This is a genomic window from Collimonas antrihumi (assembly GCF_018304965.1).
Taxonomy (GTDB): domain Bacteria; phylum Pseudomonadota; class Gammaproteobacteria; order Burkholderiales; family Burkholderiaceae_D; genus Collimonas; species Collimonas antrihumi.
The window spans coordinates 1-18338 of the sequence record NZ_JAGQED010000032.1 but is presented as its reverse complement, the minus strand read 5'-3'; the positions used below and the strand labels follow the sequence as shown (position 1 = coordinate 18338).

General features: G+C 56.9%; 14 protein-coding genes and 2 pseudogenes. 4 read left to right on the top strand and 12 right to left on the bottom strand.

Annotated features, from left to right (window positions below; translation table 11 throughout):
* The first annotated feature begins 410 nt into the window (after window positions 1–410).
* Complete coding sequence (locus KHU29_RS19475) at window positions 411–722, top strand: hypothetical protein (protein ID WP_211454908.1); 312 nt, start codon at window positions 411–413, stop codon at window positions 720–722.
* Between the two features lie 188 nt (window positions 723–910).
* Here KHU29_RS19475 and KHU29_RS19470 read toward each other — a convergent pair whose 3' ends face one another.
* From KHU29_RS19470 to KHU29_RS19435, 8 genes are all read right to left on the bottom strand, one after another.
* A complete protein-coding gene (locus KHU29_RS19470) occupies window positions 911–2029 on the bottom strand; it encodes a porin (RefSeq protein ID WP_211454906.1) in 1119 nt (372 codons plus the stop codon).
* A 167-nt stretch (window positions 2030–2196) separates the two neighbouring features.
* Window positions 2197–3120: an SMP-30/gluconolactonase/LRE family protein gene (locus tag KHU29_RS19465; RefSeq protein WP_425514497.1), complete on the bottom strand. Its 924-nt coding sequence runs from the start codon at window positions 3118–3120 to the stop codon at window positions 2197–2199.
* Between the two features lie 9 nt (window positions 3121–3129).
* Window positions 3130–4155 (bottom strand): ABC transporter substrate-binding protein, encoded by a 1026-nt coding sequence (locus KHU29_RS19460; RefSeq protein WP_246542304.1) that lies wholly within the window; start codon window positions 4153–4155, stop codon window positions 3130–3132.
* A 55-nt stretch (window positions 4156–4210) separates the two neighbouring features.
* Window positions 4211–5002, bottom strand: coding sequence for an ABC transporter permease (locus KHU29_RS19455; protein WP_211454902.1), 792 nt, complete (start codon window positions 5000–5002; stop codon window positions 4211–4213).
* A gap of 1 nt (window position 5003) precedes the next feature.
* On the bottom strand, window positions 5004–5846 hold the full coding sequence (locus tag KHU29_RS19450; protein ID WP_246542302.1) for an ABC transporter ATP-binding protein: 843 nt from the start codon (window positions 5844–5846) through the stop codon (window positions 5004–5006).
* A gap of 288 nt (window positions 5847–6134) precedes the next feature.
* Window positions 6135–7166, bottom strand: a complete 1032-nt coding sequence (locus KHU29_RS19445; RefSeq protein ID WP_211454898.1) for an IS110 family RNA-guided transposase — start codon at window positions 7164–7166, stop codon at window positions 6135–6137.
* A 221-nt stretch (window positions 7167–7387) separates the two neighbouring features.
* On the bottom strand, window positions 7388–8602 hold the full coding sequence (locus KHU29_RS19440; RefSeq protein WP_246542300.1) for a CaiB/BaiF CoA transferase family protein: 1215 nt from the start codon (window positions 8600–8602) through the stop codon (window positions 7388–7390).
* Entirely contained in the window at window positions 8599–9531 is a 933-nt protein-coding gene (locus KHU29_RS19435; RefSeq protein ID WP_211454896.1) for a hydroxymethylglutaryl-CoA lyase, read from the bottom strand. The genes KHU29_RS19440 and KHU29_RS19435 overlap by 4 nt, the downstream gene beginning before the upstream one ends.
* 103 nt (window positions 9532–9634) lie before the next feature.
* On the opposite strand from KHU29_RS19435, the gene KHU29_RS19430 reads away from it, so the two are divergent.
* A complete protein-coding gene (locus KHU29_RS19430) occupies window positions 9635–10360 on the top strand; it encodes an IclR family transcriptional regulator (protein WP_211454894.1) in 726 nt (241 codons plus the stop codon).
* 36 nt (window positions 10361–10396) lie between these two features.
* Here KHU29_RS19430 and KHU29_RS19425 read toward each other — a convergent pair whose 3' ends face one another.
* Window positions 10397–12520: a carboxy terminal-processing peptidase gene (locus KHU29_RS19425; RefSeq protein WP_484793072.1), complete on the bottom strand. Its 2124-nt coding sequence runs from the start codon at window positions 12518–12520 to the stop codon at window positions 10397–10399.
* 433 nt (window positions 12521–12953) lie between these two features.
* Window positions 12954–13382: a TOBE domain-containing protein gene (locus KHU29_RS19420; RefSeq protein ID WP_211454890.1), complete on the bottom strand. Its 429-nt coding sequence runs from the start codon at window positions 13380–13382 to the stop codon at window positions 12954–12956.
* A 305-nt stretch (window positions 13383–13687) separates the two neighbouring features.
* Here KHU29_RS19420 and KHU29_RS19415 point away from each other — a divergent pair, with 305 nt between their 5' ends.
* Both KHU29_RS19415 and KHU29_RS19410 read left to right on the top strand, forming a co-directional pair.
* Complete coding sequence (locus KHU29_RS19415) at window positions 13688–15292, top strand: S53 family peptidase (protein WP_211454888.1); 1605 nt, start codon at window positions 13688–13690, stop codon at window positions 15290–15292.
* 82 nt (window positions 15293–15374) lie between these two features.
* Window positions 15375–16988 (top strand): S10 family peptidase, encoded by a 1614-nt coding sequence (locus KHU29_RS19410; protein ID WP_211454886.1) that lies wholly within the window; start codon window positions 15375–15377, stop codon window positions 16986–16988.
* A gap of 2 nt (window positions 16989–16990) precedes the next feature.
* Here KHU29_RS19410 and KHU29_RS19405 read toward each other — a convergent pair.
* Together KHU29_RS19405 and KHU29_RS19400 are read right to left on the bottom strand one after the other, a co-directional pair.
* Window positions 16991–17710, bottom strand: a pseudogene (locus tag KHU29_RS19405) (GNAT family N-acetyltransferase); the annotation flags it as partial.
* Between the two features lie 101 nt (window positions 17711–17811).
* Window positions 17812–18338: pseudogene (locus KHU29_RS19400) on the bottom strand (hypothetical protein); the annotation flags it as partial.

The window sequence follows — 18338 nt, the reverse complement described above, 5'->3', positions numbered from 1 at the left end:
CAGTGGTAGATGAACCCAGTATGCAAGTTAAAGTGAACTTGAAGTCAACAAGAATTTTGCAGATTACAGATACGGGTTACAGATCACTATGCTGCTCTTTTGAAAATGACGCTGGCTTTCAACCCGCGCAGTCGCTGCGCCTGTCCCAGCTGGACTTCGGCCTGATGTAGACCGCGATAACCGGAGCAAGAGCCTCCGCGGAGCGGAAATAGCCATGTACGTGATGTGAGTTCACGCGTGGGCACAAAAGCGTGCCCACCCTACGTCCTTCCTATTTTTACCGTTGTTTATCGGTCATCCGTGAAAGAATTTTTTAGCTGCCGTTTATACGATCCGCCCGTATTTTTACGACATCTTTATGCGCGCTTCCCCACACTGGATTCATCGGAGACAGCTGCGCAGGTTTTATCATGATCATCACGATTTTCGGCGAAAACGGATTTGCCAAACGGTCAATAATCGCCCTCAATTTGGCAGCGCATTGCGCGCTTAACCATCGCAAGGTACTGCTACTGGATGCCACGTCGCCGCAGCAAGCGCCAGGTTGGGACAGACGACGCAGAGCCACCGGCGGCAAGGCGAAGATAACCGTACGCGGCATCGAGAACTTGCAATCGGAACTGGAAAATCCAACGTCCTGCTACCGCAGCCACTACTCCGATACGATTATCGATGCCGACGGCGTCGATGTCCGCATGGAGACGTTGCCAAATGTGCCGTAGTTATATGAAAGAAAAAAATTCGGCAAGGCAAACGTCAACAAGTAAGCATCCTCCCGCAAAGTTGTTTTGAATTTACCAAAAATCAGTGTCACCGAAACGCATTCAAGGTTAAATCAACCTGCAGGAAAATAAAAAGACAGGTAAGAGTCTGTAGAGCCTGTCTTTTTACCTGCGCATCTATTGGACCGCTAGAAGCGCGTACGCATGCCCATCGCCAGTTCCGTCTGGTTTCTAAAGCCGTTAGACTGCGCCGCCACATACTGATCGTTCAGTTTCATGTAGTCGGCCGCAACATAAAATTCGGTCCGTTTCGAAATATGATAAAACGCGGATCCGTATATGGTCGACTTCTTGCCGCTGCCAGTAGCGGTTGCCAGCGCAACATTTGCGAATGGATTCAAGGTACTGCCCGATGCACTGAACGCGGCATTGTGGGCCTTGATGATCTGGTATCCAAGTTCATAATCGAATGCCCCTCTCGGCGCGTATTTTGCCGATACGGTATACGCATTGTCGGTCCTGTTTCCTAAAATACCCTGGTCGCCCTTGTAGCGATAATAACCAGCATTCAAGCGGACATCACCGAGTATGACGTTTCCGCCGAGTGAGTATGAACGGTCGGTGAAACCAGCCTGATTTGCCTGTACGACGTACGCGGAAAGATGATAATTCGAGCCGTTGTACCCGACCGCTCCGGTGACGGATGTATTTTTGGAGAACGAACCGGGAACCTCGCCGAATTGATAACCGACAGCCGTAAGAAACTTGCCATCCCAGAGTTTTTTCCAGACCACACCGTTATCCATCCGCGTCCCTGTGGCACTACCGGCGTAAAACACCAGTTGCTTGAAGTTGTTGGTGTTGGTGTATCCGGTCTCCTCCGTACTCACGGCTTCACTGGTATATGGATCCGAATATATCCCTGACACATCGCGACCGACGGCATTCTGTCGGCCGAATGTCAACTTGCCAAGATCATTACTGGTAAACCCGACCCATGCATCGCGATTGAACAACACGCCCGGGGTATCCATTTCCCCGGTCTGGGTGACGAATTCACTTTCAAGTTTGAACACCACATTCAAGCCGTTACCCACATCTTCGGTACCGCGCAGACCCCATCGGCTCCCGCTGAACCATGGCACCTGGAAGCCGGTAAGGGAGTTGCCTTTAGCGTCGGCGTGATTGATATGGGAAATGGTGGTGTCGATCAAACCGTATATCTGGACATTGCTGGTTTGTGCAGATGCTGTGCCACATAGTGCTGCGGCCGCTCCTAATATTGCAACTTGTTTTTTATTTATCATTTGTGCCGTCTCCTGAGTTGTTAAGTATCAAAATTCTGCTTTACTGCAGTGCTTCCCGCATTCTCTTGTTTCGAGAATGTCGGCGAAGTAGGGCGAGCGGGGGCGCGACGACCGACCGCGAGGTCTGCGTGTTCAAATTCAAGATGTTGAAAGCGGCGCCCCGCCTGTCAGGTTCTTTGGCGGGGCTGCGCGATACCTGGATGGGGCATGTCAGCAACCAAAATCGATCCTGAGTGGGATTCCGTTATAAAGAGCTGACACCGATCTTTGCCGCCATACGCCACATTGGTGCAGGTAGGGCCGGCGCAGGATTTCACGCGTGCAATCAGTTCGCCGTTCGGCGCGAACAGGAATACCTGTCCCAGCGATGCGTGGGCTACTGCCAGATTGCCGGCTTCATCCATGGCCATGCCGTCCGGGCCGCTGGCGCCGAACATTGAACAAAAGCGCCCGACCTTGGCCGTGCCGCCCTGGCTGGTCAAAGGCATGCGCCATACCGCATTGTCGCGGGTCATGGCGACGTACAGCACGGTTTCGTTGCGGTCGAGGGCCAAACCATTCGGGCTGATACCGGTATCCAGCAAGCAGTCTAGCCTGCCATCGGTATTCAGGCGATAGACGCGGCCGTTGGGGTCGTGCAAGCCGGTTTGTCCCTGGTCGGTAAAGTAGATGTCGCCGTTCGAGGCGATGTTGAGGTCGTTGATTCCCTTGAACGATTCGCCGTTGCGGCCGCCTAGGAGAACCTTGATGCGGCCGGATTGCGGATCAAGTTCAAGCAGGCCATTGACATAGTCGGCGATCAGGATGCGGCCGTCTGGATGGATCTTCAGGCCATTCGGTTGCCCCTCGTATTCAGCCACCAGGGTCCACTCCCGCTGCGCGCTGATGCGGAAGATTCTGCCATAGGGGATGTCGACCACATACAGGTTGCCGGCGGCGTCGAACGATGGCCCTTCGATGAAACAATCCACCGCCTGGCCACTCTTGTTGGCGCTGGCCCATGGCGAGAAGCTGTCTTTTTTGCGAAACCGTTCGGGCATCGCGGTGTACACCTGCGTTTCTATAACGGCCGGCGTCGACTCAAGATACATCATGTCTCCTTACTTGACGCGCTGTGCCGCGGCTTCGGCAAAGCGGTTGGTGTAGGTCTTGGACAAATCTATTTTTTTGCTCGCGATGGACGGATCAAATCCGGACAGCACGGCCAGCGGCGTTTTCACTTCTTCGGCGTTGAACAGGCCGGTGGTAGAGAACATGCCTTTGGATGCGGCCCAGATTGCTGCGTTGAGTTCGGCATCACCCAGTTTGGACGTCGCTGGCAGGGTCTCGACGATTTTTTGCGGCGACGAGGCGGCGATCCATCGCACCGTACGCAGGAAGGCGTTGGCGATGCGTTGTACGGTTTCAGGATTTTTTTCCAGAAAACTGCGCGTTACATACACGCAGGCAAACGGATAGGGGCCGCCGAATGCCAGCTTGGAGCCTTCTACGGTACGGGCGTCAAACAACAGTTTGGCTTCGCCTTTGCGTACCAGCTGGGTGGATACCGGATCATAGGAGAACAGGGCGTCGATATTTTTCGCCGTCAGCGCCACCATGCCGGGTGCACCGGAGCCGACGCCGATGATTTTGACATCGCTCTCGGCCAGGCCCGATTTCTTGACGTAGTAGCGGGCGATCATGTCGGTCGATGATCCGGGTGTTGTAATCCCCAGCCGCAATCCTTTCAGATCCTTGCCGCTCTTGACCTTGTCGGCGAGGTCGGTGCGCACTTCCAGGGTGATGCCTGGCACTTCATTCAGCAAGAATACGCCGACGATCTCCTTGCCCTTGGCTTGCATCTGGATGGTATGGTCGTACGAGCCGACCACGACGTCGACCGAACCGCCGATCAATGCCTGCAGCGCCTTGCTGCCGCCGGCCTGGAAATTTTCGAAGGTGACATTCAAACCCTCGGCTTTCAGGAAGCCGAGATTTTGCGCCAGCGGCACCGGGGTATAACCGAGAATCGATGAGCCGACCGCCATCGAAATATCCTGCTTTTCCGGCTCCGCTGCAAAAGCTGCGCTGCAGGCCACGAATAAAGCCGTGGCGGCCAATACCGAATTTAGAATGCTCTTCAACATGAACGTCTCCTGGGTTTGTTAGGGCTTATTATTGTGATTATTGTTGTTGATTAAATTAGCGGGCGGCCAAGGCCGTTTCTTCTTCATTCTCGCGAGGACGCCATACCAGCAGGCGCTTTTCGAGACGGTCGACCAGGGCATCCAGGGCCACCACAAAGGCGGACAACAGCACCAGTCCTGCAAACACGCCGGTCGCATCCATCACGCCTTCGGCCTGCGCGATCATGTGGCCAAGCCCGACCGACGATCCCAGATATTCGGCGACCACCGCGCCCAGCACCGCCAGGCCGACCGAGACCCGCAAGCTGGAAATGATCCAGCTGGCGGCCGACGGCAAGTACACATGTTTCAGCAAAGCCATCCGGCTGGCCTTCAGCAGCCTGGCGTTGGCCAGCACCACCGGGTTGACTTCGCGCACACCCTGCAAGGTATTGAAGAAGGCAACGAAAAACACCAGGGTCAAGCCCAGCGCCACTTTTGAGGTCAGACCGAGGCCAAACCACAGCACATAGATCGGCGCCAGCAAGACCCGCGGAATCGCATTGAAGACTTTGATGAAGGGATTCAGCACGCTGGCGGCGAACGGACTCAGCCCTAGCCATAGTCCCAGCAAGATGCCGCCGCTGATACCGAAAATAAAGGACAGCACGGTCTCCAGCAGGGTGACGCCGAGGTCGTACCAGATTTGCGCGCTGGAGAACCACTCCATCAGCCGCTGGAGAATGCTCAGCGGGCTAGGAAAGAAAAACGGATCGATCCAGCCGAAACGCGCGCCGCCTTCCCACAGAGTTAGCGAGAGCACCAGCAGGCCAAGTTGGGTAGCGCGGATTTTGTCTTTACGTTTCATGTCATGCCTCTACGGTTTTTTCTATTTCTACCGCTTCGTTCAGCGGTTCTATCTGTACATCCTGATTGCGATAGCTCTTCTCCACTTCCGCGCCCAGCAAACTCCACAGCTGGCGATACAAACTCAAGAATTCATCGGTGGTCGCCAAGGTGCTGACGTCGCGCGGCCGCGGCAAGGTAATCCTGACTTCGCCGACAATCCGCGCTGCCGGGCCGGCGGACATGACCACCACCCGGTCCGCGAGAGCGATCGCTTCTTCCAGGTCGTGGGTAATGAAAATCAGGGAACGCCGTTCTTCCTGCCACAGCTTTAGCAAGATCCGGTGCATCAGGCGCCGGGTATGCACATCGAGCGCCGAAAACGGCTCATCCATCAAGACGATTTTCGGCGCCATGATCAGGGTTTGCGCCATGGCCACACGCTTGCGCTGGCCGCCGGACAGCTGGTGTATATAACGGTGTTCGAAACCTTTCAGGCCGACTTTAGCCATCCATGGCGCAGCGCGCTCTCTGGCGGCGGTGATCGAATGCCCTTGGAATACCATGCCCAGGCCGACATTATCGAGCGCGGTTTTCCACGGCAGCAGCGCTTCCTGCTGCAGCATGTAGCCCGATTCGCTATTGAGGCCGGACAGTGTCTTGCTGAATATGCCAACTTCGCCGGCAGCGGCTGGCAACAGACCGGTAACGAGATTGAGAATGGTCGATTTGCCGCAGCCGGTCGGCCCGACTACGGCAACGAATTCACCGTCTTCGACGGTCAGATTGACATTTTCTATCGCGGTGAAATTACCAAACTTCACCGCCACATTTTTCAGCTCTACGGCTTTTGGTGAGGAGTGCATCTCCATGGCCTGTCTATATGGACGTCTCCCGTTTGCCAAGGTGTTTCTGTGTGAATTTGACAGGCTAGGCTGCAGTTCTATATCCGGCCTTGTTGCAGTGGGTATTTCCCTGCTGGCCTCGATGAAATCCGCTGACCTACACCTCATTCTCCTGGCGGGCTAACAGCCCAACACGCCATTCAGGTTTAGTAAGTCCCGGTCTGACCTGTTTGTCATCACACTCAATACCTCGCGCAACCTTTCGACGTGCCATCCTTATGTTAGTTAGTCAATCTGGTGTCCGGTTTGCTATATCGGCCTGACACTGACATGCTCGTTGTCATACTCCCGACTGTGCGCGAGCAGCGCCCAGATCGTTCTTGCCATCTTGTTGGCCAATGCCACCGTCACCACGTTCGGCGGTCGGCGCTTGCCTAAGTCCTGCAACCACGTGCCCGGTTCCTTGGTGTGCATCAAGACGGCCCGGGCGCCGTGGATCAGCAGCGTACGCAGGTAGGTGTCGCCGCGCTTGCTGATCCCCAGCAGCTTGACTCGCCCTCCTGTCCCGGTCTGGGCGGGCACCAATCCCAGCCAGGCCGCGAACTCCCGCCCAGACCGGAACGCCTTGGCGTCGCCCATCGTCGCCACCGCCGCCGTCGCCGTCAGCAGCCCAACTCCGGGAATCGCGGCGATCGTCTTGCTGGCTCGGTCTTGCCGCATCCATGCCAGCAACCTTTGTTCGATCCGCACGATTTGCTCGTCAAGCCGGGCCAGCATGTCCCATTGCTCGCGCAGGGTGTCGATCAGCACCGCCGGCAATCGCTCCGCCAGTCGCTCCAGCGCCTCCTTCATGCCCCGGTTCAGGGCGGCGCGGCCGACCGGTGTCACTTCGCCGTACTCGCCCAGCAAGCCGCGCAAGCCGTTGCTTTGCATCGTGCGGAATTTCACCAGTTGCTGTCGCATCCGGTGCAAGGCCAACACCGCCTGTTGTCCCTCACTCTTCACCGCCACCGCACGCACGCCTCTTTGTTGTACTGCAAGCCAGATTGCGCGCGCATCGGCGACGTCGTTCTTGTTGCTCGTCACGAATGCTTTTACCGTCTTGCCTGGCATCAGCTTTACCTCATGCCCCATCTCTTGAAGGCGTCGCGCCCAATGCTGCGAACCACCGCAGGCCTCCATCCCGATCAGGCACGGCGCCTTATTCACGAAGTGCTCCAGGAACTTGGCCCGTTTAAGCTGCTTGCTGAACATTTCGCCTGTCTCGACATCAACCCAATGAAGCTGGAACACCTGTTTGGCCGTATCTACCCCGACCACGGTTTTGGTAGTAGCATTCATGATGGATCCTCCGGTTACCTGGGAAGTACTGCACTTCCACTTTAGGCACTCCGATGCCGTTGGTACACCGTGGGGATCCCTCCATTGCGCAATCATTTTCCATCCCTCGGCGTCGCAACTTTACTCATTAGGAGGGAGGCGTCCATTTCATTCTCCTGTGTTACGTCGTATTAGATTGACTTGATTAGATTGACTTGATTCGGTAAATTGAATTCAGATACTTAAACACCGGTCAGCACGCCTTCAGCGCCGAGCTGGCTGATCTGGTCGCGTGAATAGCCGAGTTCTCGCAAAATATCCACCGTGTCGTGGCCGGTAACGGGTACATCAAGGCGAGTGCCGAAACGGCGCCCATCCATTTCTACCGGCAACACCGGAATCTGGGTGCTTCGCCCGTCCGGCAGCGTGATCTCGGTCATTCCGCGCGACTGCAGCAAATGCGGATCGTCGAACAAGTCAGCCGGCTTCTTGATCGGTGCGTACGGCAGGCCGGCCAGATCGCATTTTTCCATCAGTTCTTGCTTGCTCATCTGGAGGAAGCGTTGCCGAATGAACGGCAGAAACCGGTCGCGGCTGGCGACGCGCTGGTTGTTCAAAGCCAGTTCGGTATTCGCGGCCAGCTCCGTCAGTCCGAATGCTTTACAGAACAAGATCCACTGGGTATCGCTTACTACGCCGACAAAGACTTGCTCACCATCGACGGTATCGAACACGTCGTAGATGGCCCAGGCGGAAATGCGGCTTGGCATCGGCGATACCTCTTTGCCGGTGACGCGCTGTTGCATCATGTGCTGGGCCACCAGGAAGACCGAGTTTTCGTACAGCCCGGCGCGCACCAGCTGGCCTTTGCTGCTGCTGCGTTTTTCCAACAGCGCCGCCAGGATGCCGACCGCACCGAACATACCGCCCATGACGTCGTTGACGGAGGCGCCGGCGCGCAGAGGCTTGCCTTCCGGGCCGGTCATGTAGGCGAGGCCGGTCATCATCTGCACTACCTCGTCCAGCGCGGTGCGTTGATCGTAAGGGCCGGGCAGAAAGCCCTTCATCGAGCAATAGACGATGTCGGCCTTGATCTTCTTGACGTCCTCGTAACCAAGGCCGATGCCTTCCATGGCGCCCGGCCGGAAGTTCTCGGTCAAGACGTCGGCGCTTTGAATCAGTTTGGTAAGCACCTCCAGGCCGGCCGCGGATTTGAGGTCGACCGCGAGACTTTTCTTGTTGCGGTTATAAGTCACCCAGTAACCGGCGCCGGAACCGGTCAGCCGGCGTGTATTGTCGCCGGACGCCGGTTCGATCTTGATCACTTCCGCGCCCAGATCGGCCAATACCAGGCCGCAGGTAGGGCCCATCACCATGTGGGCAAACTCGACCACACGGATTCCGGCCAATGGCAGCGCTGCTTCGGCTGTCGTATTCGTATTCGTTGTCATATTCATGCGCGGCCGTCTCCATATACAAAACCCTTGGGCAAGCCGATGCCGGCGACGTAGCCGTACAGTTCCTGGCCAGGTAGTTCTTCCAATAGAACAGTCCTGGCGTGGCGCAGTTTTTCGATGTCGATGCCGGTGTCGTATTGCATGGATTCCAGCAGGAACACCAGATCTTCCGTGACGATATTACCGGTGGCGCCAGGGGCATAGGGGCAGCCGCCTATGCCGCCCATGCTCGAGTCGAAAGTGGTCACGCCGGCATCGAGCGCGGCCACCACATTGGCCAGGCCCTGACCATAGGTATTATGAAAATGGGCGCCGCCGGCCTTGTTGCCGACTGCTGTTTGCAAGCGCAGGAAAAGACGTTTGACCTGGGCCGGATTGGCATAGCCAGCGGTATCTGCGAGCCCGATTTCGTCGACGCCGCAGGCTGCCATCAGCTCCGCCATCCTGATTGTTTCATCTGCCGTCACCACACCCTGCAGCGTGCAGCCGAATGCAGTCGATAAGCCGGCTTCGACGTCGATGCCTGGAAAACGCTGGTTACGCAGTGCGATTACTGCACGCACTTCTTCGATCATCTCTGCGTGGGTTTTGCGCACATTGGCGATCGAATGCGATTCGCTGACCGAAACCGGCAGCGTGATCTTGCGGACCCCGGCCTCAAACGCATTCAAAGCGCCCTTCAGGTTGGGCGCCAGCGCGGTCACATGCAGATCCTTGATGGTTTTTGCCTGGGTCACGACCGCATTGATATCGGCCATTTGCGGCAGCAATTTGGGCGACACGAAGGAGCCGACTTCGATCTCCCTGAGACCGGCATCGGCCAGGGCGGCGATCCAGCGATGCTTGCCGGTGCTAGGCATGGTGCGCTTGAGCGCTTGCAAGCCGTCTCGCGGACCGACCTCGCTGACTAGAATGAAGGACATTGACATCTCCGTTTTAATTCTGTAAGATAGAACTAAGTTCTAATTTATGAATTATTATGGCCATGTAAAATACGGCTGTCAATCCCAATTCTTTTGGAAAATTCTAAAAATGCCCAAGAAAGCCGCCCAACCCTCACTGGCCGACGCCGATTCCGCTCCCGGCGGCGCGGCCGCGGTTGACCGCGCATTGTCGATACTGGCCACTTTTAGCGCTGCGACATCGGTGCAAAGCCTGGCGGAGATAGCAGAGCGGACGCAGCTATACAAAAGCACCGTGCTGCGCCTGCTGGCATCGCTTGAACATGGCCGGCTGATACAGCGAACCGACGAAGGCCGCTATGCGTTGGGTCCAGAGATTGCGCGCCTGTACGGGGGTTATTCGGCTTCGTTTTCGCTGGCCGCGGTGGTGCTGCCGATCATGCAGCGACTGGTGGAGGTGACACATGAGAGCGCATCGCTGCATGTCAGGCAGGGTGCGCAAAGGCTGGTGCTGTACCGGGTCGATTCACCGCAACCGATACGCGATCACATAAAGGCCGGCGATCTGTTGCCTCTGGATAAGGGCGTAGGGGCGCATGTCATCATGGCGTTCAGCGGCGCGAGCGGCAAACTGTACGATGAAATCCGCAAGAAAAAACTGGTGTCGATGATTGGCGACCGCTCTGAGGGCGTGGCGGGAATTTCCTCGCCGGTATTCGATGCGAGCGACAAGCTGGTGGGGGCTATCACGCTGACCATGCCGGCCACGCGTTTTCAGAAAAAGCACGAAGCAGCGCTGAGAAAGGCCGCGGTGGACATGACAGAGAGCCTGGGCGGCTCTCTGTCATTTGATTAGATATCAGATCAGTTGCCAGTTTTGTTCAGCGACTAATTATTTCTGCACGGCGGCAGCTGGTTGCTGCACCGCGAATTTGACATTGGACTTGAGCAGATCCGATTCATCGCCAAGTATCTGCGCCGCTTCGTTCAGCAGTACGTCCTTCGCATTCTTCAGCGCTTTTTCCGCCGCGATGTCGGCACTCAGGCTGCGTTCGTTGGCTTGCAGACCGTCGTCCTGGCGATTCAACTCGGCGTCGACAGCAGCATCGTCCTTGTCTTTAGCACTGCTATCCTCAGCTTTGCCGCGTGCCTTGAGACGCGCTTCCTGCTGTGCCATCTCGGCACGCCTGTCAGCTTCGTTGAGAGAGATGACGCGCTTCTTGCGTTGCACATTCAACTCGCTCACATCTTCCAGGAAACGCTGGAAGTCCTTGTTTTTTTCCACGCGCGCATCATGCCGGCTCTGGATCTGCGGCACCAGGCTTTTCAGATCGCCGTAAGGCACATAATCCGCCGCCTTGACTTGCGACCACGGCAGGGCGTTATCGTAGCTCGACTCGCCAAAGGCTTCGGGATCCGAGAAGCCGGGCAAGCTTATGTCCGGCGTTACGCCGCGCAACTGGGTGGTGCCGCCGTTGATCCGGAAAAATTGCGCGATGGTCATCTTCAGTTCACCGAACTTCGGCTTATCGTTATGCGTCAGCTCGTCAAGATTGACCATGGTCTGCACGGTGCCTTTGCCAAAACTGCCTTCGCCGATAATGATGCCGCGTCCATAGTCCTGGATTGCCGCCGCAAAAATTTCCGAGGCAGAGGCCGAGCCGCGATTGATCAGTACTGCCAGCGGGCCGGTCCAGGCAGGAGTCGGACGGTCGTCGGCTTCGACGTTGACGTCGCCGCGCGCGTTGCGTTGCTGCACGATCGGTCCCTTGCCGACAAACAGGCCGGTCAGGTCGACCGCCTCAGTCAGCGAACCGCCGCCGTTATTGCGCAAATCGATCAGGACGCTGTCGACCTTTTCCTTTTTCAGATCGGCCAGGAGTGCCGCCACATCGCGGCTGGCGCTCCTGAAATTCTTGTCGCCCTTGCGTCGCGCATCAAAATCTTCATAGAAGGCTGGCAAGGTAATCACGCCCACTTTGCGGGTGGCGTCGCCGTTCTTGGTGGTGATGATGGATTTTTTTGCCGCCTGTTGTTCCAGGCTGATCTTGTTACGCACCAGGTTGATCAGTTTGTGCTTGCCATCCGGACCGGCATCGGCCGGCAATATGTCCAGGCGCACTACCGTATCCTTGGCGCCACGAATCTGTTTGACGACATCGTCAATCCGCGTGCCGACCACATCTGTCATGACGCCTTTTTCGCCTTGCGCCACGCCGACAATCCGGTCGCCGACGGCAAGCTTGCCGGACAATTGCGCCGGACCGCCTGCTACCAGTTCGCGTATGGTCGTGTATTCATCCCGCTCCTGGAGCACAGCACCGATGCCGACCAGGGAAAGCTTCATGGAGATATCGAAATCTGCCGCAGCAGTCGTACCCAGATAATCGGTATGCGGCTCAATCGATGTCGCATAAGCGTTCATGAAAATCTGGAACACGTCGTCGCTCTTGTACTTGTAGGCGCGCGTCAGGGAATTTTCGTAACGCTTGCTGAGCGTTTCGCGAATCGCCTGGTCTTTCTTGCCGGCCAGTTTCAGGCGCAGCCAGTCGTTCTTGACACGCTTGCGCCACAGTTCGCGGCTTTCTGCTGTGGTTTTCGGCCAAGGCTCCTTATCGCGCACGAAGGAATAATCTTCTTTCTGGCTAAAGTCGAAACCTTGTTTGAGCAATTCACGCGCATAGGTCAGGCGTTCCACTATGCGCTGTTCATACAGGTTGAAAATGGCGAAAGGAATTTGCAGGTCTTCGCGATAAATTGCGTCGTCGAGCTTATTGTGCTGAGCGGTAAATTGATCGATATCCGCTTGTATGAAAAAGAATTTTTCCGGATCGAGCAGCTTGATATAGCGATTGATGATCTTCGCGGACAAGGCGTCGTCCAGCGGCACCGGTTTGTAGTGGAAACGACTCAGGAATTGCGCGCTCAGGTGAGCCGCTTGCGCTTGCTGCTGCAACGGCGCCAAGGCCGGAGGTGGGCCGGCTTCCAACGCATAGGCGGCGGTGGAAATTGCCAACAGTACACATAACAGACTATTTCTTAGGCGCATATAACCTTCAATTCGATGTTCGGTGATGATTTGAGCAGCAAGTGCATTGATTTTTCCCGCTATTTTTTCCCATTACATCAAGATTGCCCACGGGAATCTCTGCCGGAAGGCCCGGCACGGTGCAATTTGACCGGCACGCTGGACAAGCGTTCAATTTGACTAATTCTACTTGGCTTTACTTAAGGTTTGCTTAAACCACTTTTCCCGGACCGATTTGCCCCCGAGACCCGGCAGTTGCCTTCAGTATAGTATTTATTTGGCAACCAGGAGATGATGCGACGAGATACCGCAAAGAGCGAACCGCAGCGGCCTGCCCTCTGGCAGGAGGGTTGCCGCTGTTGCAGGGGAGGTGGATGCTGTCGTACTGAATTGAAGTGGCTATTCTCCGGCCTTCAGGTCTTCAGCCCTTGACGCCGACGATCACGTGCGAGGCTTTGAAAATCGCCACTACCGGCTTACCGGCCGCCAAGCCCAGCGCCGTTGCGCTTTCCTGGGTAATGATGGCAGTCAGCGTTGCGCCGCCGTTGAGGCTGACCGCTACTTCGGTATTCACCGCGCCGGTCTTCACTGCCGTGACGGTGCCTTGCAGGCGGTTGCGCGTAGAAAATTTGATGCCGGCATCAGGGTTGAACAAAATCACCCATGGCGCTTTCACCAGCGCCAGCGCTTCCGTACCTGGCTTCAGCTCGAGGTATTTGGTGCTTTCCCGGGTGATGACCGCAACGATGCGGTCGCCGCCGGCGAGCGTGATCTCCACTTCGTCGTTGACGGCGCCTTCGTTAATGGCGGTAACCTTGCCTGCGAATTCATTGCGTGCACTAGTCAGCATGTTGTTGTACTCCTTGATTTGTGTCGAAATTACGTTGAGCGCCAGCCCGGGGGCTTGGCAGAAAATAGCGGCGGAGTTTTATCTTACCTTGCTGCGAAATCATGGGAATCACATCCTGATGTTACTACCTATAGCCTTGCAGCAATACGCGGCTTTGCGACGGGATCTGTAATTTGTTTCGGACAGGGATTTGGAAATGACGTTATAGGGCCGGCCGATCTTTCGCTGTAGAATATTTCTAAGTGGAAATGAACTGTCTCTCCAAACCTCGGTCATAAAGAAATCAGACACGGAGTATTGAGGCCATGGCAAAAATCCCGAAAGTCCAGAACGTTCCCAAGATTCCTCTAGCCGGCAGCGAACGCAGCATTGTTTCCGGAGCCCGATGTATCGGCGCAGCAGTGCCCTCCGAGCAAATTGAAGTGACGATTGTGATGCGCTGCAATGCGGACCAGGAGTTATGCGATATCGTCGATAGTCAGAGTGCAAGTGAGCGTGCCGGCGCGCCTGAAGCAACACAGGCAGCACATCTTTCACGTGAAGAATTCGCCAGAAAATTTTCCGCCACGCCACAGAACATCGCCAGGGTCGTCACGTTTGCGCGTGATCACGGGTTGCAGGTGGTGCGCGAGAATCCAGCCTGCAGCACCGTTACCCTATCCGGCTCGGTGGCGCAGTTCAATCAAGCATTCGATGTCGATCTGCAGCGTTATGAATCGCATCTTGGCAACTATCGCGGACGTACCGGTGTCGTCAAGATTCCTGCCGAGCTGCAAGATATCGTGACGGCGGTCATCGGTCTCGACGACCGGCCACAGGCCCATGCACATTTTCGTCTGCAGCCGCCGTTCCGTTTTGCAGCGCACAAAGTTTCCACTTCCTTCGTGCCGACGCAGCTGGCGTCGTTGTATGATTTTCCCGATAACCTCGGTAAAGGCCAGTGCATCGGCATCATCGAACTAGGCGGGGGCTACCAGGCCGCCGATCTGCAAACTTATTTTTCAAAGCTCGGCGTTGCACTTCCCGACGTCACTTCGGTCGCGGTAAACGGCCCCGGAAACCAGCCGAGCGGCGATCCTAACGGCGCCGACGGTGAAGTGGTGCTGGACATCGAAATCATCGGCGCGTTGGCGCCGGAAGCGCATATCGTGGTGTATTTTTCGACCAATACCGATGCCGGTTTTCTAAATGCGCTCAACAGCGCGGTACATGACAACGTCAACAAGCCATCTGTCATCTCGATCAGCTGGGGCAGTGCCGAGCCGCGCTGGACGCAGCAAGCCATGCAAGCCTTCAACACAGCGCTGCAAGCTGCCGCCGCGATGGGGGTAACAGTATGCGTTGCCTCCGGTGACAGCGGCTCCGGCGACGGCGTGGCAAGCGGGAACAATGTCGATTTCCCGGCATCCAGTCCGTATGCCCTGGCTTGCGGCGGCACCAGGCTGCTCGCTGCGGGTAATGCGATCGAGAGCGAGGTGGTATGGAATGACGGCACGCAAGGCGGCGCCGGCGGCGGTGGTGTCAGCGCGGTTTTCGCTTTGCCGCCCTGGCAGCAGAACCTCATCCTGACTGGCAGCAACGGCAACAACCGGCCGCTATTGAAACGCGGCGTGCCTGACGTCGCCGGCAACGCCGACCCGGTCACCGGTTACCAGGTCTATATCGACGGCAGCGATGCGGTGGTAGGCGGGACCAGTGCGGTGGCGCCGCTGTGGGCAGCGTTGTTCGCACGTATCAATACCGCGAAGGGCAGTGCGGTCGGTTTCGTCAATCCGACACTGTATCAGCAACAGGCCGCCTTCCACGACGTCACTCAAGGTAATAACGGCTACTATGCCGCTGCGCCGGGATGGGATGCATGCACCGGGCTGGGCAGCCCTGACGGCAAGAAGCTGGCAAGCGTGCTTTGATGTGCTGTGGCGGCCGGCCAGCCGCTAGCGTTTTGCAAACCTATCGCAAACCTATCGCAAACGTCTCGGAAAGGAAGTGATCATGAGCTTCAATTTTGCGTCGATCAAGGCTGCGGGTTCACCGCAAGACCAGCCGTTTTTTGACTCCACCGCCTACGGTAACGGGCCAGGCGATTCGGTCGCCGATGCGAGCGAAAATGCCGCTATCACGCATCACAGCACAACGATAAGCGGGCGTGCCTATCCGTACACGGCGACGGCGGGCCATCTGGTGGCGGTCGATGCCGATAATTCGCAGCCTGCCGCGAAAATATTCTACGTGGCGTTTTCCGTCGACGGGGGTGATCTCAATACCCGTCCGGTCACTTTTTTCTATAACGGCGGACCGGGTTCGTCCTCGGTGTTCGTCATGCTGGGATCGTTCGCACCTAAGCGCATCAAGACCTCCATGCCAGGCTTCACGCCGCCGGCGCCCTATACCCTGGAAGACAATCCAGACAGCCTGCTCGACAAGACTGACCTGGTATTCATCAATCCGGTCGGCACCGGTTATTCCGCCGCCATTGCGCCATACAAGAACAAGGATTTCTGGGGCGTGGACCAGGATGCCAAATCGATCCGGCAATTCATCAAGCGCTATCTCACCGCGAATGACCGCTGGAATTCACCGAAATTCCTGTTTGGCGAATCCTATGGCACGCCACGCAGCGCCGTGCTGTCGTATCTGCTGCACGAAGATGGTATCGATCTGAACGGCATCACCCTGCAATCATCGATCCTCGATTACGCGCAAGCGGGCAATCCTGTGGGCGCGTTGCCGACGGCAGTAGCGGACGCCTGGTATCACAAGAAAACCCATCTGACGCCGCCGCCGGCCAGCCTGTCGACACTGATGGCAAGCGCGGCGCTATTTGCGCGTGGCGACTATGCTACGGCTTTGGAGAAATTCCCCAAGTTCGATCCGGCGACGTTGCAAAAATTGAGCGACTTCACCGGCATCGACCCAACCACGCTAACCGCCTGGGGGCTAGACATAACCGCCGGCGACGGCAACGGCAGAACGCTGTTCCTGATCAGCCTGTTGCAAAGCCAGGGGCTGGCGCTCGGCTCTTATGACGGCCGCGTCACCGGCGTCGATACGGGGATTGCCGCCGATATTTCACCGAATTCAGGCGGCAACGATCCGAGCATGACAGCAGTGTCGGGCGTCTATACGGCGATGTGGAACTACTACCTGAACGACGGTTTGAAGTTCACCTCGAATTCGGCTTTCACCGATCTGAACGACAAGGCGTTCCAGAATTGGGATTTCACCCATATCGATCCGACCGGCGCGCAAAAGGGCATCGATGCCAAGGGCAATATCATCTTGTACACGGCCGGTGATTTGGCCGCGACGATGAGCTTGAACGTCGATTTGAAAGTGTTGTCGGCCAACGGCTATTACGATTTCGTCACGCCGTTCTACCAGACCGTCATGGATCTGCAGAAAATGCCGCTGGTCGATCCTGCCGTGCGAAAGAACCTGAGCGCCAAATTCTACCCGTCGGGCCACATGGTGTATCTGGAGGCCGGGTCACGCACCGCCTTGAAAGCCGATGTGGCGGCGATGATAGACGCCGCTACTTCTGACCATCAGGCGATGGCCAGAATCCGGACGTTGCAGACGATGAAAACGAAGGAAAGCCGCAACTAGCTTGCGGTTGATTGATCGTCGCGCATCGCTGTCAGCGATGTGCGCTGCTGCCCTTGCGCGTCGAAGTTCTCTGGGGCCAGCCATCTCTCGAAGGCTGTGCGCAACGCAGGCCATTCACGGTCTACGATGGAGAACCACGCGGTGTCACGGTTGCGTCCCTTGTAGACCACGGCCTGGCGAAATATCCCCTCAAACTGGAAGCCAAGGCGCTGGGCCGCCTGGCGCGAAGGCGCGTTCAAACTGTCGCACTTCCACTCGTAGCGCCGGTAGCCCAGTTGATCGAAGGCGTGCTTCATCAGCAGGTACTGGGCCTCGGTAGAAACCGGGGTGCGCTTCAGAAGCGGCGAGAACGTCACGAACCCGACTTCGATGACACCGTTAGCCGGGTCGATCCGCATCAGTGCCAAGGTGCCGACTGCACGGCCCGTCTTGAGTTCGATGACTGCGTAGTGCAAAGGATCCGGGCTGGCTGCAGCGCGCTCGGCATAGTCGCGGTAACTCGCCGCATCGGCAAACGGGCCGACTGATAAATATGTCCAGTCGCGCTCATCCGGCGCTGTGCTGTAGGCGGTATAGAGATCTGCTGCGTGGCGCTGCGGATCCAGTGGTTCCAGGCGGCAGTAGCGGCCTTCGATCACGGTGCGCGGCGGCTTCGGGCGTGCGGCCCAGCCGGGTACAGGTTCGCCGGTCGGCTGCTGGTATGGATTCACAATGTTGGGCATAAATGGTTCCTCGATTCCAAGCTACATGAAGTTAGATGTGTGTCGGCATGTGCTAAAGTAAGCGCTTCGTGGATCCTTTAAAAGTGCCACATCATATATATTTAATGGTGCCACGAAATGATGCTCAGACTATACTGACAGCCCGCTTGCACTTTCTCGATCTTCCCATGACGACGACTACCCCGGCTCTGGTGCCACAGGTTTTGCTCGACGCCAAATACGGTAAATCCGATCGACTGCAGCCAACGGGCGGCCGGAATGCTTTCCAAACCGCGCTCGATATGCGCGTAGCCGCCGCCGGCAATCACCAGCACCGCACTGCCGTTGGGCCGTTCAGGAGGATAGACAATCATGCGCGGACGAGAGATATTCGTGACGGATCCTCTGGCGCTGGTTCGCTCAGGTCCTTGGGGACCGTTGCCGCCAGGCGGCTTGTCGTCGGGCCGGAGCGGGATCTCTTGTTCCATGGCAGATGGCGACGCTGCGTAAAGATGACGCGGACTGTAGTGGTCTAATTTGCCCGGACACCTCGATAGGTGGACAATCCACCATCCGAGGAGATTTGCATGACAAGGCAACGCCGCAATTTCGACCCCAGCTTTAAGCTTGAGGTCGTCAAAATGATCAA